Origin of the sequence: Aurantibacter sp. (assembly GCF_042094015.1) — a bacterium.
Lineage (GTDB): Bacteria > Bacteroidota > Bacteroidia > Flavobacteriales > Flavobacteriaceae > Aurantibacter.
On record NZ_JBELDZ010000002.1, the window covers coordinates 21,151 to 47,614 of the forward strand.

The 26,464-nt window shown below is 30.8% G+C and carries 16 protein-coding genes; 2 read left to right on the top strand and 14 right to left on the bottom strand.

Annotated features, from left to right (window positions below):
• Window positions 1-3 precede the first annotated feature (3 nt).
• The 4 genes from ACFDSN_RS00555 to ACFDSN_RS00570 all read right to left on the bottom strand — a co-directional run bounded on the left by ACFDSN_RS00555 (window position 4) and on the right by ACFDSN_RS00570 (window position 6,989).
• Window positions 4-2,217 (bottom strand): RelA/SpoT family protein, encoded by a 2,214-nt coding sequence (locus ACFDSN_RS00555; RefSeq protein ID WP_375237864.1) that lies wholly within the window; start codon window positions 2,215-2,217, stop codon window positions 4-6.
• A gap of 76 nt (window positions 2,218-2,293) precedes the next feature.
• On the bottom strand, window positions 2,294-3,283 hold the full coding sequence (locus ACFDSN_RS00560; RefSeq protein WP_375237865.1) for a hypothetical protein: 990 nt from the start codon (window positions 3,281-3,283) through the stop codon (window positions 2,294-2,296).
• Window positions 3,284-3,387: 104 nt separating this feature from the next.
• Window positions 3,388-4,629 (bottom strand): DEAD/DEAH box helicase, encoded by a 1,242-nt coding sequence (locus tag ACFDSN_RS00565; RefSeq protein WP_375237866.1) that lies wholly within the window; start codon window positions 4,627-4,629, stop codon window positions 3,388-3,390.
• 167 nt (window positions 4,630-4,796) lie between these two features.
• Window positions 4,797-6,989, bottom strand: coding sequence for a B12-binding domain-containing radical SAM protein (locus ACFDSN_RS00570; protein WP_375237867.1), 2,193 nt, complete (start codon window positions 6,987-6,989; stop codon window positions 4,797-4,799).
• Between the two features lie 280 nt (window positions 6,990-7,269).
• Between ACFDSN_RS00570 and ACFDSN_RS00575 the strand changes: the two genes are divergently transcribed.
• Entirely contained in the window at window positions 7,270-9,027 is a 1,758-nt protein-coding gene (locus ACFDSN_RS00575; RefSeq protein WP_375237868.1) for a T9SS type A sorting domain-containing protein, read from the top strand.
• A 186-nt stretch (window positions 9,028-9,213) separates the two neighbouring features.
• Here ACFDSN_RS00575 and ACFDSN_RS00580 read toward each other — a convergent pair whose 3' ends face one another.
• From ACFDSN_RS00580 to ACFDSN_RS00595, 4 genes are all read right to left on the bottom strand, one after another.
• The gene (locus ACFDSN_RS00580) at window positions 9,214-12,030 is read right to left on the bottom strand and encodes a T9SS type A sorting domain-containing protein (RefSeq protein ID WP_375237869.1); all 2,817 of its coding nucleotides are present in this window, start codon (window positions 12,028-12,030) and stop codon (window positions 9,214-9,216) included.
• 288 nt (window positions 12,031-12,318) lie between these two features.
• The gene (locus ACFDSN_RS00585) at window positions 12,319-14,259 is read right to left on the bottom strand and encodes a S8/S53 family peptidase (protein WP_375237870.1); all 1,941 of its coding nucleotides are present in this window, start codon (window positions 14,257-14,259) and stop codon (window positions 12,319-12,321) included.
• Window positions 14,260-14,287: 28 nt separating this feature from the next.
• On the bottom strand, window positions 14,288-15,301 hold the full coding sequence (locus ACFDSN_RS00590) for a T9SS type A sorting domain-containing protein (RefSeq protein ID WP_375237871.1): 1,014 nt from the start codon (window positions 15,299-15,301) through the stop codon (window positions 14,288-14,290).
• Window positions 15,302-15,517: 216 nt separating this feature from the next.
• The gene (locus ACFDSN_RS00595; protein WP_375237872.1) at window positions 15,518-18,301 is read right to left on the bottom strand and encodes a beta strand repeat-containing protein; all 2,784 of its coding nucleotides are present in this window, start codon (window positions 18,299-18,301) and stop codon (window positions 15,518-15,520) included.
• Between the two features lie 138 nt (window positions 18,302-18,439).
• Here ACFDSN_RS00595 and ACFDSN_RS00600 point away from each other — a divergent pair, with 138 nt between their 5' ends.
• Window positions 18,440-20,302 carry a tetratricopeptide repeat protein gene (locus ACFDSN_RS00600; protein ID WP_375237873.1) on the top strand — a complete coding sequence of 621 codons (1,863 nt, stop codon included), beginning with the start codon at window positions 18,440-18,442 and terminating at the stop codon, window positions 20,300-20,302.
• 153 nt (window positions 20,303-20,455) lie between these two features.
• Here ACFDSN_RS00600 and ACFDSN_RS00605 read toward each other — a convergent pair whose 3' ends face one another.
• The 6 genes from ACFDSN_RS00605 to ACFDSN_RS00630 all read right to left on the bottom strand — a co-directional run bounded on the left by ACFDSN_RS00605 (window position 20,456) and on the right by ACFDSN_RS00630 (window position 26,243).
• A complete protein-coding gene (locus ACFDSN_RS00605; protein ID WP_375237874.1) occupies window positions 20,456-20,866 on the bottom strand; it encodes a hypothetical protein in 411 nt (136 codons plus the stop codon).
• A gap of 483 nt (window positions 20,867-21,349) precedes the next feature.
• The gene (locus tag ACFDSN_RS00610; protein WP_375237875.1) at window positions 21,350-22,303 is read right to left on the bottom strand and encodes a tRNA dihydrouridine synthase; all 954 of its coding nucleotides are present in this window, start codon (window positions 22,301-22,303) and stop codon (window positions 21,350-21,352) included.
• 263 nt (window positions 22,304-22,566) lie between these two features.
• Window positions 22,567-23,394 carry a GIN domain-containing protein gene (locus ACFDSN_RS00615; protein WP_375237876.1) on the bottom strand — a complete coding sequence of 276 codons (828 nt, stop codon included), beginning with the start codon at window positions 23,392-23,394 and terminating at the stop codon, window positions 22,567-22,569.
• 203 nt (window positions 23,395-23,597) lie between these two features.
• Window positions 23,598-25,415 carry a PspC domain-containing protein gene (locus ACFDSN_RS00620; RefSeq protein WP_375237877.1) on the bottom strand — a complete coding sequence of 606 codons (1,818 nt, stop codon included), beginning with the start codon at window positions 25,413-25,415 and terminating at the stop codon, window positions 23,598-23,600.
• Entirely contained in the window at window positions 25,408-25,752 is a 345-nt protein-coding gene (locus tag ACFDSN_RS00625) for a PadR family transcriptional regulator (protein ID WP_375237878.1), read from the bottom strand. The genes ACFDSN_RS00620 and ACFDSN_RS00625 overlap by 8 nt, the downstream gene beginning before the upstream one ends.
• 44 nt (window positions 25,753-25,796) lie before the next feature.
• Entirely contained in the window at window positions 25,797-26,243 is a 447-nt protein-coding gene (locus tag ACFDSN_RS00630) for a DUF4870 domain-containing protein (RefSeq protein ID WP_375237879.1), read from the bottom strand.
• Window positions 26,244-26,464 lie beyond the last annotated feature (221 nt).

A 26,464-nucleotide genomic window follows, 5' to 3' on the forward strand; every position in this document is an offset into this window, starting at 1 on the left:
TTTTTAAACTCTATCGACTTTATGAATACCATTAATTTTCTTAAGATTTTCAATTAGCTTTTTTAAATGATTTTTGTTTTTTATTACAAGATTAATATTACCTGTAAAAACGCCATCATCTGACTGGAAATTTAAGCCATTTATGTTTACATGCATATTTGAAGAAATTACTTTGGTAACATCATTTAACAAGCCAACGTTGTCAATTCCAGTTAATTTAATCTGAGCAGTAAATTCTTGTTGTGAAGAGTCTATCCATTTAGCCGAAATAATTCTGTAAGCATAATTTGATTGAAGACTTACGGCATTTGGGCAATTTTTTTTATGAACTTTTATACCTTCATTTATAGTAATAAAACCAAAAACAGTATCTCCAGGAATTGGTGTGCAGCAGGATGATAGTTTGTAGTCTAATCGTTCTTCCTCTTTTCCAAAAACTAATAAATCGAATTTATCTGTAACTTCATCTTTATTAATTGTGTCTTTGTTTGTATCAGATTTTCTAGAAATTTTATTTTTAATAAAATTCATTAAGGCATTGCTTCTTGAAGCAGCATAACCTTTTATGGCAGGACTATCTATGGTTCCAATACCAACACGATAAAATAAATCTAAACTTGTTTTTAATTTGAAATGACTAACCATTTCGTTAATAGATTTCTCGTTTATAGTTATTTTTAATTGTTTTAATTTTCGTCGTAAAATTTCTTTTCCATCTTCGGCAATTAATTTCTTTTCCTCTTTTAAAAGTGATTTAATTTTACTTTTAGCTCTTGAGGTAGAAACATAGTTTAGCCAGTTTGGATTTGGCTTAGAATTTTCTGAGGTAATAATTTCTACCTGATCTCCACTTTTTAATTCTGTACTTAGCGGTACTAGTTTTCCATTAACTTTTGCACCACGTGTTTTCATACCAACTTGTGTATGGATGTTAAACGAGAAATCTAAAGGTGTTGCACCTTTAGGCAAGGATTTTAAATCTCCTTGAGGTGTAAAAACAAAGATTTCTTTAGAATATAAGTTTAATTTAAATTGCTCTACAAAATCTACTGCATTTGTAGTGTTATTCTCCAAAGCTTCTTGTAGGCGGTTAACCCAAATATCTAAACTGTCTTCTTTATCACCTTGGTTCTTATATTTATAATGTGCAGCATAACCTTTTTCTGCAATTTCATTCATTCTTTCACTTCTTACTTGCACTTCTACCCAGCGACCTTTTGGTCCCATAACTGTAATATGCAAAGCTTCATAACCTGTAGATTTTGGAGAAGAAATCCAATCTCTTAACCTAATAGGGTTAGGGATAAAATGATCTGTTACTATTGAGTAGATTTTCCAAGCAAAAAACTTTTCATCTTTAGGTTCACTTTTATAAATAATTCTAACAGCAAATTTATCGTAAACCTCATCAAAACTCACGCCTTGTTTTGCCATCTTTCTTTTAATAGAAAAAATGGATTTTGGTCTTCCTTTTATAGCGTAATCTAAACCTTCTCTATCTAAAGACGTTTTTATTATTTCATTAAATTCTTTTATGTATTGATCTTGCTCTTCTTTGCTTTCTTCTAGCTTACTTTGTAAGTCATTATAGACTTCTGGTTCAGTATATTTTAGACCTAAATCTTCAAGTTCTGTTTTTATATTATACAAACCAATCCTATGCGCTAAAGGCGCATAAATGTATAAAGTTTCGCTTGCAATTTTAATTTGTTTATCTGCACGCATTGAGTCCATAGTTTGCATATTATGCAATCTATCTGCTATCTTTATAATAATTACACGTACATCGTCATTTAAAGTAAGGAGCATTTTTCTAAAATTCTCAGCTTGTAAGCTTACGTCCTTATCTTTTTTAAGTGAAGAAATTTTAGTTAGCCCATCTACGATTCGTGCAACGGTTTCTCCAAATAACTGTTCTATGTCGTTAATTGAATAGTCTTCGTTGTCTTCTACTACATCATGAAGTAAAGCTGCAGCAATAGATGTAGCGTCTAAACCAATTTCTTGTGCTACAATTTTTGCTACTGCAATTGGATGGAAGATATAAGCTTCGCCACTTTTTCTGCGTTGCTCTTTGTGTGCATCTACAGCAACTTCAAAAGCCTTTCGGATTAGTTTTTTATCGTCTTCAGATAACGTTAAATAGCTTACACGAAGTAATTCTCTGTAAGCATTTGTTATAGCAGCATTTTCTTGTTCGATTTGTAAATCCGTCATACGTTTCAAGTTAGGCTAAGTTGAAACTTAAAAATACAATAATTAATGATATAGAAAAGCTAAGAATTAAAAAATATTAGTCTTTATTTTGATAATAGACTTCTGCTTTTAAACCAATACCATAATTGTTCATTCCTTTAGCTAAAAGGTTAGAGTTAGATATGTTTTTTTTATCAAATAAAATCCAGTTTCCATCATTTAAAAAGATACGTTTTACAAAAGTTCTTTTTTCTAAAATGGTGTTTGTAAATGGAAGTAAAGGCCTAAAAGTTGTAGATACTTTAACAATACCACGTCTGGTTTTTACTTCTTGGTATTTTTTGTTTGGTAATAATTTTCCTTTTGGATCTGTAAATCCCATTATTTGAATCGATACAAAAACCCCATTTTTAGGAATATAAATGTTATGTTCTTTAATGTTTAACTCGTAAAACTTCTCGTTTTCTTCAGTGGCAACAAAAACAATATTTCCATAATTAATAACTTCCCCAGGAAACCCATCAATATTTTCATAGAATTGAACTCTGAATAAGGTGGAAAATTTACGTTTTTTAGTGTCTTTTCTGTTTCTAGTGCGCCAATCTTTTGCCTCAGTTTTTATTGGAATATAGAGTTTTGTAATGCGTTTTGGTAATTTTTCTTTATTTGGAAAAAATACAGCAATTTCAGATTCTATAGTTGGTAACCAACATTGATGATAATCGTTATGAAAAACAGGGTCTATTTCTTTAATTCTAAATTTACCTTTTGGTTTTGCTGTTATTGTAATTTCTTGTAGCTGATTTGAAAATGGTTCTAACGTTATAGTTTTTGGTAAATTCTCTGTTGGGATTTTAAAATCTTTAAATCCTACAGATGAAATATACAACGTGTCAATATCACTATACAATTTTTTTGTAAAAAGAAAAGAACCTTCATCGTCTGCAAAAAGGCCATTTCCATTTCCAAACGAAATAGTTGCAAATGGTACAGGATTATTACTTTCTTTATCTAATAATTTAGTCTGAGCAGAAACATTAAATGTAATAAAACTTATAAATGCAAAAAGTGTAAAACGTACTATCATAGTCTCAAATATAACAAAAACAATGCCTGATTTATTGTTGTATACTATGTTTTTTTGGTTTTTTCAATTTTATTAGGCTTTTTTAAAACTTACCTTGTTGTAAATTAATACCAACGTTTTTTCTTCTTTTTAGACGCTTCACTTTTTCGTCCTTTTTTATGCTTACTTCCAGTTTTATTAGAAGTGTGAACTTCTTTTTTTGCTTTAGGATCTAGTGGATATGGATGGTCTTCCACTACATTTAATTGTAAATTGATTAGTTTTTGTATACTTAAAACATATGCTTTTTCATCTGCAGAACAAAAAGAATAGGCTATTCCTACTTGTCCTGCACGAGCTGTTCTTCCAATTCTATGAACATAGGTTTCTGGAATGTTAGGTAAGTCAAAATTAATTACTGCATCTAAACTATCCACATCTAATCCACGAGCAGCAACATCTGTAGCAACTAGAATATCTACTTTTTTCTTTTTAAAACTTTTTAAAGCTTCTTGTCTTTCTGTTTGACTTCTGTCTCCATGAAGACTTTCTACACTAAAGCCATTTTTAAGTAGCGATTGATATAATTTATCTACGCCATATTTAGTACGTCTAAATATAATAATATGACCTTTTATGGTATTTCTTAATAAGTGCAAGCATAATTCAATTTTATCTGGTTTAGGGACAAAATATAATTGCTGACTCACATTTTTTGAAGTCGATGAGTTTTGAGAAACTTCTATACGTTTAGGGTCTTTTAAAATGTCTTTGGCTAGTTGTTCTACTTTAAATGGAATTGTTGCCGAAAACAATAAGGTTTGCTTTGTTTTAGGACATAGACGCACTAATTTTTTTACATCGTCTATAAAACCCATATCTAGCATTAAATCTGCTTCGTCTAAAACTAAGGTTTCTATATAGTCTAAGTTTATTATATCTTGTTTATGTAGGTCTAAAAGTCTACCTGGAGTTGCAATTAAAATATCAACGCCATTTTTTAGAGCTTCTTGTTGTGGTTCTAAAGCTGTACCACCAAAAACTACTGTAGAGGTTAATTTGGTATGTGTACTATATTTAGTGAAATCTTCTGAAATTTGTACAGCTAATTCTCTAGTTGGACTAACTATTAAAGCTTTTACTGTTTTTCCTTTTTTAGGTGCATCTTGTCTGTCGTATAATTGTTGAAGAATTGGTAGTGCAAACGCAGCTGTTTTTCCTGTTCCAGTTTGAGCTGAAGCTATAATATCTTGTCTGTCTAAAATTAATGGAATACTTTTTTCCTGAATTAATGTAGGATTATCGTAGCCAGATTCTGCTATTGCACGAAGTATTGGTCTGTTTAATTTTAAGGCTTTGAATGACATTTTTTTTGCTTTGCAACAAAGGTATGTTATTTAGTTGGTAATTTTTTTGATGAAGATTTTAAAGTTCGTTTAACAGGACAATATGAAATTGTTTTAATCTATTAAAATAATAGTTAAATGAAATTAGTTTAAAAAAAAGAACAAATTCAAGTGAGTAGTTTTTGATTTTAAACTTTTAATAATCCGAAATTTTGTAATTCTAATATAGATTTAGAAAACCAGAATAATTCAAAATTCTCAAACTCAGTTTCAAAATCTGTTTTAAGTTCCCCAAAAGTATAAGTAGTAGAATTTGTTGGTTTTAATTCTGGTAATTTGCTTAGTAGCCAATTACCCTCATTTTTATTTAGAGTGATTTGATGTGTTTCGGTCTTATTATGAAACGTTAGTTTTAATTGGAAAAACGTTTGTCCTTTTTTAGATTTCGAAAATTCTTCGACTAAAGGTTCATGACCTAACCAGACTATTTTAGCTTTAGATTTTATGCTAAAGTTTTGTTCTTCAGTAAGACAATCTTCAATATAATTAGGATTAATAGTAGTTGTAGGAATTTTAAAATCAAACCAATCTTTTAATTCTAAATCAAAACCAATTCCGTGCATAAAATTAAATAATGATTTTTTTAATCCAAAACTAAATTTACTGTGATCTATTCCTGTATTATCGGTAAAGTCTACATCGTTATTTGCAAAAGAAATATTGTTGTAATGTGGCGTAATATTATAAGCTTCGGGATCTTTACCAATGGGACTATGAGTAGTTAAAGCAAACTGATGCCAAAATCCAGATTGAATAATTCCAAGCTCAAATAACTGACGTACCATTTCCAAACTGTCTATAGTTTCCTGCTCGGTTTGGGTTGGATAACCATACATTAAATAGGAGTGAACCATAATATTGGTTTCCGTAAAATAGCGAGTTACTTTTGCCACTTGTTCTACTGTAACGCCTTTATCAATCAATTTTAATAATCTGTCCGATGCGACTTCTAACCCACCAGAAACTGCAATACAACCAGAGACTTTAAGTAATAAACATAAGTCTTTGGTAAAGTTTTTTTCGAATCTAATGTTGGTCCACCAAGTTACGGTTAAACCTCTTTTTATAATTTCTAAAGCTAAAGCTTTCATTAAAGCTGGTGGCGCAGCTTCATCTACAAAATGAAATCCGTTTTCTCCCGTTTGGTCTATAAGTTGTTCCATTCTGTCTGCTAATAATTTAGCAGCAATAGGTTCGTAAATTTTAATGTAGTCTAAACTAATATCGCAAAAAGTACATTTCCCCCAATAACAACCATGTGCCATTGTTAATTTGTTCCATCTACCATCGCTCCATAAACTATGCATTGGATTGGCTATTTCTATAACAGAAATATAATTATCTAACTGTAAATCTGAATAATCTGGCGTGCCAACTAAAGCCTGTTTATAATCTAGTTTTGTGGTATTGTTTTTATAAACAACGTGGTTGTTTTCTAATAAAAAGGTGCGTTTAAATTCAGGGTTTTCGGTTGGAGTAGAAGTGATGTGTTCGTGTAAAAGTTCTAACGGTAATTCGCCATCGTCTAATGTAATAAAATCGAAAAATTTAAAAACACGTGTATCTCTTATTTGGCGTAACTCTGTATTTGGAAATCCGCCACCAAGCGAAATTTTAATTTCAGAGTATTTCGTTTTTATAAACTGAGCACATTTAAAAGCACTATATAAATTACCAGGAAATGGTACAGAAATACATACCAATTTAGGTTGCGTAGTTTTTAGTTTTTGATCTAAAAGTTTTAGCGTGATATCATCTATGTAAGTTGACTCTAGCTGTAATTCTTCATATAAAGTATTAAAATTATTGGCACTTTGACCTAAGCGTTCTGCATAGCGTGAAAAACCAAAATTTGGATCTATACATTCTATAATAAAATCCGATAAATCTTCTAAATATAGTGTTGCAAAATGCTTGGCTTTATCTTGTAAACCCATAGAGCCAAAAGCCCATTCCATATCGTCTAACTGATCAAAACGAGAAGCTTGTGGTAAATAAGAATCTGTACACAGTAAACGTGCAAACGTTGGTTTTTTTCCTTGTAAAAAAGATACAACGTTGTCTAATGGTCTTAAATAATCTTGACGTAACGCATAAATTCTTTTACAATTTTCTGAAAAGATAGTGTCATTCTTAAAAGCAATATTAAATAACTCTGAAAACGTTTTTTTTGTAAATAATTCTAAAATTACTTCTATACCTAAATCACACTGAAAAGTACTAATGTTTTTAGTGTTTAAAAAACCTTTTAAATACGCAGTTGCCGGATATGGCGTATTTAACTGTGTAAATGGTGGTGTTATTAATAAAAGATCTTTCAAAGTGGTTTTGCTTTTGTTTGTAAAGGTAATTATAAAAGACTTTTTATTTAGTTTTTTTATTTGTTGGGGTTTATGGGATTTTTTTAAGGTTAATGTTAGACTTGTTATGTTGTTTAAGTTAATAATATATTTATGTCTTATTAATCTCAATGTTTTTATGTTTCATAAGAAGAAATTAATAAATTGCTATCTTTGAGGTCTGTAGCTTGATAAAATCTTGTCTTGTACTCTTTTTTTGAGTGAACTTCAGATAAAAAGTTAACTAACTAACCAAAACATAATGTCTAAGCATTCTTCTTCTCTCCATTACTTTAAAAACAAATGTTTAATTCTTTTACTTGTTTTTAGTTTTACTAGTTTGACTGTTAGTGCGCAAGCTACAGTAGAATTTCGTATATCTTCTGTGTTTACTGATTTAGATGATATGGATGGGTTTCCTAGTGGAGATAGTGATCCTGTTTGGTGTTACGAGATTTTGGATAATAGTTTTTCGAGAATCGGAGAAGGTAATGTAGAATACGAAAATACAAATTGTTTAGGATCTGAAACTCCAAATGATATTTTTTTCTCAGAAACTTATAGCTGTAGTGCTCCAACTAGTTACCAGTTTAGATGGCGTGCAAGAGAAAAGGATGACACATTACCTGGAGATGTAAACTCTACAGTTGGTGATGCTGTAACTACGTTGCAAACAATTAATATTCCTGCAGCTAGTATTAACTTACTTCAATCAGCATGGACAACACTTAACACCTATACAACTACAGTAACAGGAGATTCTTGTGGTGGAGGAAGTACCGTTACATGGCAAATTAGGCTACAATATAGAACAATTTTTAGCTCTTGGCCACATAATGGTAATGACTTAATTTGCAATGCTATAAATTTAGGTGCTTTAGCTTCTGGGGATTCACTTGGTAATTCTAATCTTAGTAATTATACTAACTTATGTGCAGGAAGTGCTGGAGAGCCAAATGCTTGGGGTGGAAATAATGATCAAGGTGTGTGGTTTCAATTTACTACGTCTAGTAATTCTGGATCAGTTACATCAATTTCGGCCTATAGTGATCCACAAACTGTAGGAGATCAAATAGATTTACAATTAGCTATTTATGAGTCAAGTAATGGTACTTGTTCTGGAGCTTTAACTTTAATAGGTGAAGATTATCAAGGTGCTGGAATAATATTTGATGAAGACCTGCAAGTGTCTTGTTTAAAGCCAAATACTACGTATTATGTTTTAGTAGATGGTGAAGAGCAACTAATACCTTCTGGTGGAGGCGAAGGTTATTTTGGTCTACAAATTACAGATAATGGAGTGCAACAAGCAGCAGATTTAATATGCGACGCCGAAAATTTAGGACAAGTTCCTGATAATGGTAATGTGGCAACACCTTCCTTAAGTCAATCTAATAATTGTGCGACCTTTACAAGTGATCCTACTCCAAGTAATTGGAGTATTGATAAAGCTGTTTGGTTTCAATTTCAAGCACCAACAAGTGGGAATGTTATAATTAATGCCGTTTCAGATTTACCTTTTCCAACTGGTACAGATGTTATAGATATACAATTGGCTGTGTACTCAAGTGATAATAATACTTGTTCGGGAACACTTACCGAACTTGTGAGCTCTTATGAAGCTTCATCTTTTAATGAAAATTTAAACATAGAATGTTTAGACTCAGGTGAAAATTATTGGGTATTGTTAGATGGTAGTTCTATAAATGTAGATGGTGTTTTTGATTTAACCATAACAGATGGAACTATGGCTTGTAGTACTTTAGGAGTAGGTTCTTTTGAAAAGGACGAGCTGTTTTTGGTCTACCCAAATCCAAATTCAGGTATATTTAATATAAAATCTGATTTTGATGGTTCTTTTGTAATTGTAAATCAATTTGGGCAGAAAGTACATTCGTTTGATGTTGATTCAAATATTGAAAAAAGTGTGAATATGAGTAATCTTGCAAATGGCATTTATTATATAATAGGAAATTCCAATGGTAAACAGGTAACTAAGAAGCTAGTGTTAAATAAATAAATATGGATTATTATTATTATTATTAAAATACCATATCCTTATGAGATTATATATTAAAAAAAATATATAGAAGTAGCCATTGAAAAGACATATTTTTTGCTTTAATGATTTTAATTTTTATGTAGTATTAAAAAAGCTCAAATACTAATCAATGTATTTGAGCTTTTTTAACTATTAGATGACTTATTATTGAATAATAATCTTTTTAGTAATAGATGTGTTATTTTGGTTTACTTGTAACAAATAAATGCCTGAAGCCAAATTTGATACATTCAAGCTTGTTTGAAACTTTTCACTTCTAACACTTAAGTCGTCTCTCTTCATAATTAAACGTCCTCTAACATCTAATATATTTATGCTAACTTTATTATTATTATTATTATTATTATTATTATTATTTTGAGAGTTAAAAGCAATGTTAATGACATTATTTGTTGGGTTAGGGAAGATGCTAAAATCTTGAAATTTATTATTTTTTATTACAGATAAAGATTCAGCTCTACCAAAGTAATAAGTTCCTTCCATACCTTGAGTAAACGTAGCAGAAGCTTTTAAAGCATTTGCGCCAAAGTTTGTTATAGTTATTGTAGAGAATTCGCTAGTTGAAGCTCCAATACGTCTCACACCTAAAGCATTTTGTGCATTGCCTGTAGATGACGTCCAACCATTAATTTCAGTGTTTGTAAAATAGAAATCTATAGTTACGTTTCCTGAATTATTAATATTTGTTGGTGTGATAGTAAAAGTTTTATCCATTACATTATCTGCTACTGTACTTCCATTATATGATTGAGTACTTGTTCCTGCTCTAGATACAGAGGTTGCTGTACAGCCATAATTAAAATTAGTGTTTGGTGAAATACTTAACATAGCATTACCTGTATTGTTGTCACTCGCATTTAATGAACCTACAATGTTAATCTGTGCACTATCATTTGAAACAGACTGATTTATAGCGGTTTGAACTAAAGTATCAGATAATTCGGTAACCGTTAACGTATCCCAAATTAGTGAGCCATTATCATTATTAAAACCTTGAGTAGGAATTATAGTATGACGTACAACTAATCTAATATTTGTACCTCTTACAGCTATTAATTCTGGTGTATTAAATGGTATTTCAACATTTATTAAGTCATTATTACCCGTAAAACCAGGTGCTAAAAAAGCATTACCAATTTGTATGTATTCATTATTTTCTGTTAAAATATAAAAAACTGCAACCTCTGTGCTACCTAATGAGTATAAGGCATGACTTACATCTAATCTATTAGCTGTTGATGATACAGGGAATGTTTCCGTGAAAAGATAATCATCTGTAGAAGTATCATTCGTATCAGACGTTGAAATTGCAGCAAAACCTTCTATTACTCCAGCAAGGTATAAATTACTTGCCGGCTGCACATCAGTTGTGAACCAAGTAGAAGTTGCGGTGTCAACATTAAGAATAGACCAAGTATTCGAATTACTAGTCTGAAAATCAGTTTGGTAATCTTGATATGTTGATTGTGCAATATCTAAATCATCACTAATGATAGTGTGATTAAACTCTACCAATGAAGCAATTGTGTTACCAGCGGTATTAACACTTAAATTTAAAGTAATAGTTTCGTCTGTTTCTACAAAGTCATCTTCAAATATTCTTAAAGTAATGGTATTATTTCCTGAAGCTGAAGTTGCTCCTGCTGTAAAAGTTACTGAATTATCAATTAATTCAAAATCTTCGTTTTCTATTGCTGTTCCTGAATTTAGAAGGCTTACTGTAGCTGATTGAGAACCACCATCACTTAGTGAAATATTAAACGTATAATCTGTAAAATTACAGTCAGAGCCTTCTTGACTAGATGCAGGCGCTGAGGTTGTAAAGTTAGCTGTTGGAGCAGCTGTGTTACATCCAATAGAAGCATTCATATTTCTTCTTGGTGAGTTCTGCATAACAGCAATAATTCTGTCTTTCTGGTTTTGTGTGAATGTATCCATACAAGCATCGTTTGTGTAATCCATATAGTTTTGAACCATATCGATACCACCACCCGTACAAGAGTCATTGTTGGTATTACAAGAGTAATTTGGTTGTGCTTGGTTTGGCGTATCTGCACAATAATCGTCTACACCACAACTACCTGAAGCAGGTCCATCACCCCAAGTGTGTCTTAATCCTACCCAGTGACCAACTTCATGAGTCATTGTTCTACCTAAGTTGTAAGTTGGGTTCATATTAAATGAACCATCATCTAAATCCATAGTACCCATCGTATCGAAAGCAGCAACTACACCATCGGTATTTGCATTACCACCACTTGTGTTTAAACCACCTAAGCCAGAATTGTCTGGAAATTGAGCGTATCCTAATAAACCATCTAAACCACCATTTGCAAGAGTTAATCCACCTGGTTTAATTGTCCACATATTAAGATATAAGGTTGGATCCCATTGTGTTGTAGCTTTCATAGTTTCTACATCATTTCTTGCTTCCCAATCATCAGTAACAGCAGGAGTACCAGTATTACTATATGGAGTAATATTATGTCTTACAACACCATTTGAAGGATTTCCATTAGCATCTTGTTGTGCTAAACAAAAACTAATTTGCACATCTACAGCAGCACCAGTAGTATTTGCACCACCACGTGTTCCTGCTAATCTTTGGAAATCCTCATTCATAACTTGAATTTGAGAAATTGCTTGATTGTAAGAAATATTCTCATCAGTTGCTACCGCATCACCGTTATGAATAATGTGAATAATTACAGGGATATTATAAATTGGTGCAATAGACTTTCCTGCTAATCTATCTGCTTTAATTTTTTCAACGTGAGGTTTTAACCAATTTTCAAAATCGTCATTACTATATCTACTTTTACTTTCTTGTTGTAGAATTAATTCGTTTTCATCACTTAAACATCTTGCATAACCTGTAAGTTCTATATTTTTTTTTGTGGCGTCTTTAAGATCACCAAAACCTTTTTGATTATTGCTGTTAAGTGTAATGTTTTTGCTCAATTGAGGAGTCGTAATGTTGCTTTGAGAAAAGCTTACGCTAACTAACAAGAAAGCTAAAATACACTTCAGAGATAATTTTAATTTCATAATAATTATTATTTGGGTTTTATTTATCATTTAATTTAAAGTCAAAATGAATTATCTAATTAATAGACAGATCTGTAAATATGTTTAGGTTTGGTGTTATTTTAAGAACAATTAAAAAAACCTAGCTTTATTCAAATTCATTTTTCTTAGACTATTTTAAAGCTTCATTATGAAATGAAGCTTTGATTAAAAACTAAATTTTTACTTCTTCATAATTTTTTTAGTAATAGTATTCCCATTTTGAGTGATTTGTAAGAAATACATTCCAGATTTTAAATTAGACATTGGTATTTTTTGTGAAAATACAGATCCATTAGTCTTGTATTTTTTACTAAAAACATTTCTACCTAAAACATCTATTAAGCTAACAGAAATAGACTCACTACTATTAGAATTCAATTTAACATTTAAATCATTATTTGTTGGATTTGGAAAAACTGATATATCGTTTTGAGTAAATGAACTGGTAGATAGGTTATTACTTTCAACACCAGTGACAATTAAAGAAAATGTTTCTCCTGCTGCAGGTAAAGTTCCTTTGTGAGAAATCGTAACCGTGTAAGTTCCAGATGTAGGGTTCTCGATATCGATACGCTCAAAATTATCTCTATCGTTGTCACCATCATTTGCATTAGCATCTACCGCTGTTAAACGCCAAGGATAATAAGTTACACCATCTTTAGTGACACGAATATCTAAGTCGTTAATTAATACTTTAGGTCCAGTATTTGGTCCTGAAGCACCATCATAACTAACTGTTTGTGAACCAACATCAAACCAAGAAATAGACACACGAAAAGGTTCTGAACCATCAGAATCATAATTAATAGAAAGCTGTTGTCCGTTTTGAATAATTGATTCTGTTATACGAGACGTATTTCCTTTGTCAGTGATAACATTTGCAGCTGTCTTAGCATCTAAAAGTCCCCAACCTACTTGAGCATCTGGTCCTACTTGTGTATTATCGTCAACGGCAGTATGTAATGCTAAACCTCTTAGCGTGTACCCACGCATAAAATTACCTTCAACTTGATTGTAATATTGTTGTAATAAAAGTAAAGTGCCGGAGACATTTGGTGATGCCATAGAAGTACCTGATGTCGTTCTGTAAGTATTATCTGCAGTAACTCCACAAGAATAAACATCTGTTCCAATACCTGTGATATCCGGTTTTATTCTTAGATCATCTGTTGGACCTTCACTACTTGTACTATTTCTTGAAAAACTGGTAATATTACCATTAGCGTCCATTATAGGATTATATCCGTTTGCAACAGACAAGCTATTTTTAGTAACTGCTCTCCAAGTTAGTTTATCGTAAGCAGAGTTACTTTCTAAAGGTGAACCATTGTATGCTGTGTTCCCATCATTTCCTGCAGCGGTCACAAATAAATAAAATTCATATGCATCCGTCATTTGATCAATAAAGTAAGCCACATCTGAGTATGCACCAAATTTCCAATCCGGAGCTGAACTAGTAGTTAAACCATAAGAATGGTTAGTAATTAAAGCACCACCAGAACTAGCGTTATTAATTTCATTAAACTCGTCAATCCAATCATAAGATTTTATAATTGCTTTATGAGCCATACCTCGAGCTGCTGGAACACCACCTCGAGCTGCTAGTGTTCCTGCAACATGTACTGCATGGCTACTATTCCCATTTAGGTCGGCTGGTGTAACTGGACCTTCATGATCAACTTGCTCTACCTTATTAGTACCATCAAATTCTTGATGTGAAGTTCTAACTTTTCCGCCATCCCATACATAAGCAACCATACCTTCACCATTAATATCTAAACCAAGACTTCCACCAGTATATAAAGCTGAAGCATTTACTGCATCTGCAGAATCATCATTATATAAAGAGAGATACATCGGACTATCATCTGCAGAAATACCTGTAAGCTGATCAAAAGTACCATCTTTATGATAAATAAACTCACTATGTCCTTCTGAAACTAAGCGCTTAACTGCTGCTTTTTGTTGAATTGTATATGTTTTAATGTTTTGAGAAATTGTGTTTAAAACATCTTTATTATATGTACTTTTAATTTCTGCTCTTTGTTTCTCTGTTTGAGCAAGAGTAACGTTAACGAACAAGAAGGCTACAATAACCTTTAAAGATAATTTTATTTTCATAATATTTTTATCCTGTGGTAGCATCTATTTATTTTTTTATGAACTTATGTGAAGTTCCAGAAGAAAAAGTAATCAAATAAATACCATTCATATATTTTGTTACATCAATACTTTCACTCTTAGAGATTGTTCCAGAAGTAACCTGTTGCCCAAGGTTATTATATATTTTGTATGGCTCTGGTTTTTGTAAGCCAGAAATTTTCAAAAAACTTGAAGTTGGATTAGGATAAATCTTAACATTGTTTTTGTTAAACTCGTTTTCATTAATCGATAATAGGTTTTCAACTTTTACAATTTTATTGTCAAAAAGTGCTCCCACATAAAAGTCTGTCCCATCATAAACAAGCCCATATGCCCCATTAATACCTGTAACAACATCTGTTGATGTAGTAGGAGTTGCTGCATTAACATCTAAAGATGCTAATTTATCTGTAACGATTTCAGTAAAATATAATTTGCCGCTAATCATCGACATGTGAAAAGGAGATCCTGTTGTCGCTAAAACTATAGTTTTAGTTGGAGTTGTTTGCGTAACATCTATTTTTGAAATCAAATCATTAGTTCCTTCACTAATGTACAAGTCATTCCCATTAATAGCAATTGATTGCGGGTAACCTAAACCCGTTATAACTTCCGTTGATACAGTAGGAATAGCATCTGTTATATTAAGTTTTAAAATTTTACCAATTAGTGAATCTGCAATAAACAGCTCATTACCTGATAGTGCTAAACTATAAGGTGTTGTTATATTTGTAGTAACCACTTGCAGCGTTGGGGAAGATTGAGTAATATTTATCTTTATAATTCTTTCGTTACCCCACTCTGCTATATAAAGCATGTTATTATTAGTATCTAAAGCTAATGCTCTTGGTTGAATTAAACCTGTAACTACCTCAACTGGTGTGGGACTAGCTTGCGTAATATCTACTTTTAATATTTTTCCAGCAGTAGCCTCTGCAATATATAAATCGTTTCCATTTAAAAGTAAGCCTCTTGGTCCAGATAAATCCGTAATATAATCTGTAACTGTTTGCGCGTTCATTGACATGATAGTTGATATAAAAATCAAACCAAGTAAATATATTTTTTTCATATTTCTATTTGTTAATTAAATGTTCCTAACTAATATTCATTTTCTTTAGACTCTTTACTTATCATAATGCCATCACGTATTAATTTTATTGCAATAACTAGTAGTAATACAATTATTATTACAAATACACCCATTAAAACTCTATCATTCATCTTAATTCAATTTTTAGTTTAAATTTTCCCAAGCAGCACCTGTCCAAACACGAACTTTTTTAGTAGCACTATCATAATACACATCTCCTTCAGCTGGTGTTGCTGGCGCTGTACCTGGTGTTAAATTCATAAGGGTATTAATTTTAACACTTCCTCCTACTGTTAACGTGTGCGTTAAATTAGCAGTTGTACTCATATCAACATTAACACCTAAACGATTATTTGCAAAATCCCCACCAATTAAAGGCGTTTCACTGTCAGAGTTTTCGATGTATAATGTATTGTCAGCTCCTCCTAAAGTACTACCGGCTTGGTAACCTATTAATACTCTACCGTTAAGATCTCTTGCTGAACCAAAGCTAGCTCCAGCTTGAGAGCCTATTATGGTATTTTGAATACCATTGTTGTTAAATTGATCTACATCATCACCTAACCAAACATTGTTTGTAGCATCTTGTACGCGTAATCCTGCCTGAGTACCAACTACAGTATTTCTTGTAGCTGATCCTATGGTTGCATTTTGTTTTCCAGCTAGTGCACGATAACCAACAGCGGTATTACGATCTCCTTGAACATTTTCTATAGCATCTTGTCCTAATGCTGTATTATAACTTGCACTAACAGCATTTAACAAAGCGTCTTGTCCTACTGCCACATTAAAATTCCCTGTAGTAGTATTTGAAGCGGCATTATTACCTACGACTGTGTTTCTATTACCTGTGGTTTGACTTGCTAATGCATTAAATCCTACACCTGTATTATATGCACCTTCAAAAGCTGAACTAGCACCTGTAGTAATATCTTGACCTGCATTAGTACCAATCATTACGTTTTCTTTAGCAACAGTTGTTGGATCTGCTGCTCCGGCATTTTCACCAATGTATACTGAATTACCGGAATTTAAAATTTCTAATTTACTATCTGTAGTAAAACGAGCACGTATAACATTGTTTGTGCTTACGTCTAACGCTTGATTATCTGTTGTACCTAAAAAGTTTGTACCAGAAGTTGTACCTGAGTTACCTGTTAATTCCCATGCGTTAATTGAACCAGGAATTGCTTCTTGAATAATTCTACCATTAGCATCTACAGCTAATATTGAAGTTGCAGTTCCAGTAAAAGATGTTGTTGTTGCATATTGATGTAATCGAACTTGCCCGTCAGTTTGAAAAGCAACAGAATTAGTATTTTCAGGTCTAAACAAAATATCAGAATTTGTGTTTGACGTACTAATTACTAAATCATTTGGGCTTAAAGTATTACTACCCATTTCTATTTGACCTGTAACACCTCCACCATCTTGTACCAATGTTATCACTGGGTTGTTTTCTTCATTCGTATTTGTTGGATCTGCAGTAATAATCAAAGTAGCATCACCTGTTGCCGCTTCTATATCTAATTCAGCATCAGGGGTAGTATCACCAATACCTACATTACCATTTGTAAAAATATTATCTGTAATTGCTGTAGGTGCAGCTGTTGTTCCTTGCGCGAACCAATCAGCATCTGCTGATGCTCCTGAACCTCCATTTTGCCAAGTCACGTTTCCAGAACCATCTGTCGTTAACACTTGACCTGTAGTTCCATCAACCGTAGGAAAAGCATAAATACTTCCAACTGTTCCATCGCTTCTTCCAATTTGTAATTGACCACCAATTCTTACAATATCATTATCAAACTCTCCATATATTAAAGGTGTTTCACTATCAGAATTTTCGATGTATAATGTATTGTCAGCTCCTCCAAAAGTACTACCGGCTTGGTAACCTATTAATACTCTACCGTTAAGATCTCTTGCCGAACCAAAGCTAGCTCCAGCTTGAGAACCAACAATCGTATTTTGAATACCATCGTTGTTAAATTGATCTACATCATCACCTAACCAAACATTGTTTGTAGCATCTTGTACGCGTAATCCTGCCTGAGTACCAACTACAGTATTTCTTGTAGCTGATCCTATGGTTGCATTTTGTTTTCCAGCTAGTGCACGATAACCAACAGCGGTATTACGATCTCCTTGAACATTTTCTATAGCATCTTGTCCTAATGCTGTATTATAACTTGCACTAACAGCATTTAACAAAGCGTCTTGTCCTACTGCCACATTAAAATTCCCTGTAGTAGTATTTGAAGCGGCATTATTACCTACGACTGTGTTTCTATTACCTGTGGTTTGACTTGCTAATGCATTAAATCCTACACCTGTATTATATGCACCTTCAAAAGCTGAACTAGCACCTGTAGTAATATCTTGACCTGCATTAGTACCAATCATTACGTTTTCTTTAGCAACAGTTGTTGGATCTGCTGCTCCGGCATTTTCACCAATGTATACTGAATTACCGGAATTTAAAATTTCTAATTTACTATCTGTAGTAAAACGAGCACGTATAACATTGTTTGTTCTGACGTCTAACGCTTGATTATCTCTAGTACCTAAAAAGTTTGTACCAGATAAAGTTCCTGCATTTCCTGTTATTTCCCAACCTGAAGATGCTCCTCCAAACGGCAACCAGTTTGTCGTAGCGTTATTCCAGTAATAAAACCCTGGAGCATCAGTACCATCTGTAGTCGTTAAATACACAATCATTGCGTCTTGAGTTACTGTTGGATTTGTAGCAGGAAAAGTATCTATTCTAGGAATCAATATTCCGTCTTCATTAGATGGTGTTGCTTGATTAGATGCTGATATATCTAATGTTGCTTGCGGACTCGTGTTCCCAATTCCTACTTGCCCAAAAGCGCCTAAAGTTAAAAGCAATGTTGATAGTACTAATATTTTGTTTTTAATATCCATAATTAAACAATTTTTGTAATTGATTCTTGGCTAAATTAAGTTCCAACTATTGTTTTACCATAAAAAAGTATTACTTTTAACCTACTAAAGTAAGTTTTTAGTATACTATTTATACCCGTTTTTAATTTGCTTATAATTATGAAAAAGTTAGTAAAATCAATAACTATGCTACTATTTTTAGTGTCGTTTTTTAGTTTTTCACAAAACCAAATAACTATATTAAAAAAAGAGCTAAAAAAAGAAGAAGACTCAATTAAACTGCTAATTAAAATAGCGAATCATTACATTGAAAAAGAAAAAAATAGTGATAGTATTTTTAAATATTCACATATATTAAAAGACATTGCAAAAAGAGAATCTGACAGTTTATTATTTGGTGAAACTTACCGACAATTTGCCCATGCTCACTATTTAAGTTCAACATACGATTCCGTTTTTTATTTTGGAGAAAAGTCCATTAAACTTTTTAAAAAATTAGAAAAGACAGATAAAAAAGCTAACACTGAAATTTTATTAGGAAATACACATCGTTTATTGTTTAATAACAAAGAAGCCTTACGGTTTTTTAAAAATGCACTTCCAAATGCTAAAAATAAAGATCAAATAGCGGTACAAATTGGATTAGCTACTGTTCAAATACAATTAAATAATTTAGAGCAGGCTAGTTTTCGTTATAATGAAGCATTTAGAATTTCTAAAGAACTTGATAATGATGTGTTTTTATATAATATACATAATGGACTGGCAACAGTATATTTAAAAAGTGGTAAAAGTAACGAAGTACTTGTTTCTTTAGAAAAAGCACTAGAGATAGCTGAAAATCAAGAAAACTATATAGGACAAATTAAATGTTTACATAATATTGGTCATTACTATAATGGGGTCGAAAAATATAAAGAAGCTGTTATTGTCTTTAAAAAAGCTATCATTTTATTACCAAAAACAAATAGTGAATATGCAAAAGCCTCTGTTTATCGATTATATGCCGAAAGCTTAGCTGCTTTAAACGATGTTGAAAGTGCAAATTTTTATTTAGATAAAGCAGAAAAAATATACGAAGAAAGGCTACCAACTCGTTTAGGTCAAATAAAACTGGCTAGAGCTAATTTAGCTATACATAATCAAAATACCATAAAAGCTATAGCATTGTTAAATGAAGGGATTTCTATTTCTAAGGAAAATAAAATTATGGGAAATATTGAAGCTTGCTATCGAAAACTATTTGAAATTCAAGAAAACACAGGGGATTCAAAAGCAGCGTTAGAAGCCTATAAAAAATATAAGATTTATGGAGATAGTGTTGCTCAACGAAATAAAACAAAAGAAATTGAAACACTTAAAGTACAATTTGATATTGCACAATATGAACAAGATATTTTAGTAAAAGATCAAAAATTAGCCCTTTTTGATTCTCAAAAAAAAAATAGTCAATATCGTAATATCCTTTTAGGGTTTGTCTTGATAGGACTAATATTTTTTATATACAGACAGCGCAAAATCAATAGTATAAATAAAACAACATTAATCGTTGAAAAAGAATTGAATTCGTTAAAACAAGCTCAAATTTTACAAGGCAAAAAAGAAATTACTGAGTATGCCATACACATTAATGAACATAATAAATTATTAGATAATTTATTAACCCAAATAAAAAGTGTAAAAAGAAAAGCTATTGAATCTGCAGTTAAATCGGGTCTTACTAATCTCCAAATTTATATTAAAGACAATATGGATATTAATAAAGAAAAAATTGCGCTTGATACTAAAGTTGGTACTGAACAACAAGATTTTATTTTTAAACTAAAACAAAAATTCCCTAATTTAAGTCAAAAAGAAATTCAGGTAGCTACATATTTAGTTCTGAATTTAACATCAAAACAAGTCGCTAACCAAATGCAAATTAAAGAACAATCTATTTATAATTATAGACTTTCACTTCGTAAAAAAATGGGTATTGATAAAAAAGATAATTTGAATGAATCCTTAAGAAGTCTTAATTAACAGATTTATTTACTTAAATAGATTTATTGAAAAAGATAATGCTAATGGAAAACGGGAGACCAAGAAGCTATTTTTAATAAATAATAATTGTCTAAAAAAATAACAAAGTCAAGTTTTTAAAATACAGAATATTTTTTTTCTTATGGCGTAGTATTAACCTATTTTAAATTTTATAAGAGCTATTAAAATAATAATATTTAGTGGTAATAACCACCAAACCCATTTGGTGTTATTATTTCCAAAGATTGTTCCGGATATAAAACCATCCATTTTACTATAGAGTTTTGTGCTAGCTTCAATTTTATTTCCTTTAACAATATCTTCTTTTAAATCTATTAACATTCCAACAAAAGGAATTTTGTTTAGAATTAGAATAATTCCTTTTCTTAAAAAGGCTGGCGTTTTTTGATATTTTGAATTTACTATTTTTCCAAAATCTAATGCTTTTGTTAATTGATTGTCTGATAAATCTATTTTACCTTGAAATAATCCCTCTGCTTTATCAATAACAAGTTCGCTTATTTTTTTAAAAAATGAAGATAAGTTTTCGTAAATCACTCTCATAGTATCAATAATAACGTATTGATACGTTCTGTAAGATGCATAAATAGTTATTCCTAAGCCAATAACTAATACTAAGAAAATGTAAAATATTTTACTAAATTCAAAGTTTGTAGAAAAAAGTTTACTTATTGAATAAAAAAATAAAATAGTGTTTGATATTGAAAAAAGAAATAAAATGGTAAAAAAACGTTTTACGCCATTAACACCAAGTTTTCCTCCTTCTTTTATTAACCGCCACGGATGATTAAGTAACTGTAGAAGTTTATTATTGTTTTCTTCATTTTCAGGAAGATTATCATAAGTTATTTTAAAATCCTTTTCTTCACCGCCATTTATTTGAGACGTACCTTCAATCGAATATTCTTTTTTTATTTATAGTTGTTTTAATGCGATATAACCTATGTTCTTTAGTTGTACATTATAATACATAGTAATGAAACGAAGCTATAATAAAAAAAGGACAAAGCCAAAACCGTACACTAATTAAAGCCTTTCTTCCGAAGCAAAAATCTCTGCAACTGCGGCTTGGTATTTATGAGGATTCCCCGCTTTTTTAATCTTTTTATAGGTTTTTTGAGGATTACTAAACGATTTAGAAAAGAATTCCCAAAAGCCTAACATTTTCATTTTTATAGGTGTTGGACCCTGTAAGTACACATCGTAATCTGCGTAAATAGTATCATGGAATGCTTTAAATGTTTTCCATCTATCTTTTGGGTATTCTGTGCTGTTTGCTTTTATCATTTGTGGTAAAAACGGATCTGCAATTAAGCCACGACCAATCATAAAATGATCTATAGTAGGAAAACGGTCTTTTCGGTTTTTAAAAGCATCTACCGTTGTAATATCTCCATTGTAATAGAGTTTGTGTTTGGTGGTTTCTATACATTTTTGAAAGCCATCTAAATCTACGCCACCTTTATACAATTGTTTTCCAAGTCTTGCATGAATTGCAACGTTTTTAAGCGGATATTGGTCTAAAACTTTAAAAGATTCTATAATTTCTAATGGACTTTCGTAACCCAAACGCATTTTCATAGAAACCGTAATATCTGTTTCGTTATGGACTTGTTTTAGAATATCGTCTATTTTTTCTGGCTGACAAATTAATCCAGAACCCATTCCAGATTTTGTAACCATTGGATAGGGACAACCTAAATTCCAGTTTAATTCTTTATAACCTAACGACTGCACATATTTTACTACAAATAAAAATTCTTCCGAACTATTGGTCATTACTTGTGGTATAACGGTTAGTGTGGTGTTATTTTCTGGTTGTAAATCGTTTTGGTAAGATGTTTTTATTTTCAGTTTACCATTTAAACGAATGTATGGCGCATAAAAGGTGTCTATACCACCAAAATAATGATGGAATGCATTACGAAATCTAAAATCTGTAAAACCTTGTAATGGTGATGAAAGTAGCGTTATGCTCATAAAGTAAACTTACCGCAAATATAAGTGAATTATTAATTGAGCTTAAATGTAATTTATAGAAGTTTTATTTCTATAAAGTTATAACAAAATCTATTTTAAAAAAGTTTCGTTTAACAAGATGATATGAACACGTTTTAATGTTTTATATCAGCAGTTAAACGAAGTTAGTTGAAAAAAATGACAAAGTCAAGTTATACTTTACTACATAAAAAAAAACCTCTAAAAACTAATTTAGAGGTTTAATAATATTTTAGTTAAAACGGTTATTTCTTTTTATAAAGAACAGCTTCGTCTTCAAATTTGTTTAAATTTATTTTTGGTGTACCATAAATAGAAATTTCTGAAGTTCCTGAAGCATTAATTGTTAATTCTTCTTTTACTTCTATTTCTACTTTACAACGGTTATTTGTTGTTAATTTAGCTTTTTTTGCTGTTAATTTCTCTCCTGTAAACTGGCACGAATTATCTACGTTTAATTCAAGATTAGGTGTATCTCCTTCAATTTTAGCTTTAGAACGTTGTACCATATCTATTTCTAGATTATTACTGTTTACTAAAGCTTTAATGTTACTATTGTCGTTTAGTTCTAACGTTATATTGTCTGCAGTAATATTTAATTCTGCTTTAGAATCTTCGTTATGACTAAGCTTAAATTTATTTGATTTTACGGTTAAATAAGTTTTAGAATTTTGATTAGTTAATAAGGTTAAATCTTTAAATTTTAAAGTAACGTCTGAATGGATTTCGGCTTTGTCTTTAACTTCTATAGTATTTAAACTGTCTGAATAAAAAACAGTGATTTCCATTTTTTTTGCTGAGGTTATTTTTTTTGTGGTTTTAAAAGATAATGTACCATCAAAACTCATAATCTCAATTACGTCATGTAAATTATCGTCTGCGGTTACTTCTACAGAATATTCGTCGCTGCGTAATAAACGCACTTCAAATTCTTCTCCAACAACCAAACGATTAAATGGTGTAACTGTTTTTAGTTTTGTAGCAACTTCTCTGCTACCTTTTATTTTTTCTTGTGCGTTAGAAATTGTTGCTATGCTAATTATTGTAATTAACGATAAAATAAGGTTTTTCATTCTTTTAATTTATTTTAAAAATGAAGTCAATAAAAAAAATAGTACCACTAAATTATTGACTATAATTGATTTGGTAAATATAAACAAAAACCATCCCAAACTTAAAACGTTTGGAATGGTTTAGGAAAATCAATCAAAAAAAGTAGGTTAAAACAGTAGAGATAGAATAAAGTTTACTATAATTTCGGCTAAAGCTATCATAATTAATTGTTGTCTTTAATTTCTAATTTTCCGTCTCCTATATTAATTTTTAAATTAGTAGAGTTGGATTTTACGCCACTGCTATCTATAACTAATTCTAAATTATCTTTTTGGGTTTTTATTCCATCAGAATTAATAATTAGTTTTCCTTTTTCTCCATTAATATTTACATCAATTTCAAAATCTTCATCATTATCATCTTTATTATCACAATCGTTACAGATTAATTCATTTTTGTCCATAATTAAAAACTGTTCGTCTTTATTAGATGATAAGTAATTATACTCGTAAGTGTTTTCATCTAAGTAAATAGTTGTTCCAACTGGAAGATATAAGGTAACTTCAACTTTCTGGTCTTTTGGTGTTGCATTATTAGTTATTAAAAAATAATTATTTAATAATAATTCTTTGTCATTAATAATGTAGTTGTAATTTATGTTTTCTGCTCTTAATTTTGCAGTATCATAATCAAAGCCTCTTGCAGAATTTACTACTTTAATTTTAGCAATAGAATCTCTAGTTGGTTTAATATTTAATCTAATGTTCTGAGAATATAATTCGCGTTCATCAAACTCATTAATTACATGGCTAATACCATTTCGTCTTGTAAAACGTTCCGTGTAATTTTCATTATAAACCATTGCAACATTTAACGTGTCGTTTTTTGTAATATTATATAAGGTTTCTGATGTTGTAATGGTTGCTTTTTCTTGGTAACTCATGCCTTGATTAATTCCTAAATAAATTAAAGCAATTAAAGAAAGTAGCCAAATTCCTAACAATCCAAATTTTGCAGGTCTTCCAATAGATTTTAGATTATTTACTACTATTTTTAGTCCTAAGTAGAAAATAAAGAAGCCCATAATACCTACAAATAAGAATACAATTAATGAGATTAACCAAATTGGAATACCAGCATTATAAGATAGGTCTAGGAAATCTAAACCTGGCATATTTATGCCATCGGCAATTCCTAATGTTAAAACACTTACTGCAGTTCCAATAAACATTGAAATACCGGTAATCATTAATATTACACCTATAAATTTTGCAAAAAGCTTTACAAAAAACATAACAATATCACTAATACCATCAAAGAATGAAGTCGTTGTAGCTTTTAAATTAGAATTATCTTTTACGTTTTTAACGGATGAACTTACTGCATCTGTAACGTTATCGAATCCTTCTTTAAATTTATCGCCATGTTTTTGAAAATCTACATTTTTTAGATTTTCTGAAACACCATCAAATCCATCTCTAATTTTTTTTTCTATGTTAGAGATATTAATTGGATCACCAGTCATTTGTAATTTATCTGTTGTGGTTTTAGCCTCAGGAACAAAAATCCATAATAGAATATAAATTAAAATACCAGTACCAAGACCAAAAATCAATAGTAACCATATTAGTCTAATCCAAATAGCGTTTATTCCTAAGTAATGACCTAAACCAGAAGAAACACCACTTACATAAGAGTTTTCTGTGTCTCTAAAAAGTTTTTTAATACTAGAAGAACGTTTTTGGGTTGATTGTGGTTCGTCCTCAAAAATATCGTCGTCTACCAAATAATCTTCAGGTTGCCCCATAATGGTAATAACTTCGTCTACTTCTTTAGAACCAATAACTTGATTGCTAGTTTTTACACGTTCTGTAAAAAGTTCAGCAATTCTAGCTTCAATATCACTAACAATTTCAGACCTACCTTGAGAATCTGTAAACGAACGCTTAATAGCATTTAAATAGCGTTGTAGTTTAAGGTATGCTTCTTCATCTATATGAAAAAATAACCCGGCTAAATTTATGTTTACTGTCTTATTCATCTGTGGTCGTTTTAGTGCTTGTTACCATATTTACTGCGTGGCGTAATTCGTCCCAAGTTGTGGTTAATTCTTTTAAAAATAATTGTCCTGTTTCTGTGAGTCCATAATATTTACGTGGCGGACCAGAAGTAGATTCTTCCCATCTATAATTTAATAAACCGGCATTTTTTAATCTGGTTAATAATGGGTAAATAGTACCTTCTACTACTAATAATTTTGCGTCTTTTAGTGTGTTTAATATTTCAGCAACATATGCATCATCGTCTTTTAATACAGACAAAATACAATATTCTAAAACACCTTTGCGCATTTGAGCTTTTGTGTTTTCTATTTTCATGTTTGTGTTGTGTTTATGTTTTTCATGAGTTTGTCTTTTTAGACTTACTTAATAAAATTAATAGTTAATGGATACTTATAATTTTGACCATCTCTAGCTTTTATACTTGCTAATAGAATAAAAATTAGTTCTAAAATAAATCCTACAACTGCTAATCCGCCTAATGCGCCACAAATATAGAGTAGAGGCGAAGGTTTGGTTGCATTTATAGTAATATTGTTAAATGTATTAATGTCTAGAAAATCAAAATGACTAAATAAGCCAAATACAAAAAACGGAACTGTAATTAAGCCAATTATTAGCGCATAAATTAAAATGCTCATTTGGAAATTTATGGCTTGCTTTCCATGATGATCTATATAGTCAGATTTATCTTTATTTAAACTCCATAATACTATTGGAGCTATAAAATTTCCAAACGGAAAAATAAAACGTGTAAACGTAGATAAATGAATAAATGTAGCTATGTTTCTTTGATGTGTTGTAATCATTTTTTAAAATTATATAATAGTATCCTATGCAAAGATAAGTTTAAAAAAAGGTATTATGCAATACAAAGTACTAAAAATTAACAAAAAATTAACATTTAAAGAAGCCAACATAATCATTCAATCTTCTGTTTTTTAGTTAATTAGGTGTTTTGTGTAGAGAGTTGGACGAGAGAGTAATATAAAATAGGAAGTTTGCTTTTATCAAGCTATTTAGACTTTTT

Excerpts from the sequence above, each read along its gene's own strand:
- ACFDSN_RS00575 (WP_375237868.1), top strand. The coding sequence starts at position 7,270 with ATGTCTAAGCATTCTTCTTCTCTCCATTACTTTAAAAACAAATGTTTA.
- ACFDSN_RS00585 (WP_375237870.1), bottom strand. The coding sequence starts at position 14,259 with ATGAAAATAAAATTATCTTTAAAGGTTATTGTAGCCTTCTTGTTCGTT.
- ACFDSN_RS00590 (WP_375237871.1), bottom strand. The coding sequence starts at position 15,301 with ATGAACGCGCAAACAGTTACAGATTATATTACGGATTTATCTGGACCA.
- ACFDSN_RS00595 (WP_375237872.1), bottom strand. The coding sequence starts at position 18,301 with ATGGATATTAAAAACAAAATATTAGTACTATCAACATTGCTTTTAACT.
- ACFDSN_RS00555 (WP_375237864.1), bottom strand. The coding sequence starts at position 2,217 with ATGACGGATTTACAAATCGAACAAGAAAATGCTGCTATAACAAATGCT.
- ACFDSN_RS00620 (WP_375237877.1), bottom strand. The coding sequence starts at position 25,415 with ATGAATAAGACAGTAAACATAAATTTAGCCGGGTTATTTTTTCATATA.
- ACFDSN_RS00565 (WP_375237866.1), bottom strand. The coding sequence starts at position 4,629 with ATGTCATTCAAAGCCTTAAAATTAAACAGACCAATACTTCGTGCAATA.
- ACFDSN_RS00600 (WP_375237873.1), top strand. The coding sequence starts at position 18,440 with ATGAAAAAGTTAGTAAAATCAATAACTATGCTACTATTTTTAGTGTCG.
- ACFDSN_RS00615 (WP_375237876.1), bottom strand. The coding sequence starts at position 23,394 with ATGAAAAACCTTATTTTATCGTTAATTACAATAATTAGCATAGCAACA.
- ACFDSN_RS00625 (WP_375237878.1), bottom strand. The coding sequence starts at position 25,752 with ATGAAAATAGAAAACACAAAAGCTCAAATGCGCAAAGGTGTTTTAGAA.
- ACFDSN_RS00605 (WP_375237874.1), bottom strand. The coding sequence starts at position 20,866 with ATGAGAGTGATTTACGAAAACTTATCTTCATTTTTTAAAAAAATAAGC.
- ACFDSN_RS00630 (WP_375237879.1), bottom strand. The coding sequence starts at position 26,243 with ATGATTACAACACATCAAAGAAACATAGCTACATTTATTCATTTATCT.
- ACFDSN_RS00560 (WP_375237865.1), bottom strand. The coding sequence starts at position 3,283 with ATGATAGTACGTTTTACACTTTTTGCATTTATAAGTTTTATTACATTT.
- ACFDSN_RS00610 (WP_375237875.1), bottom strand. The coding sequence starts at position 22,303 with ATGAGCATAACGCTACTTTCATCACCATTACAAGGTTTTACAGATTTT.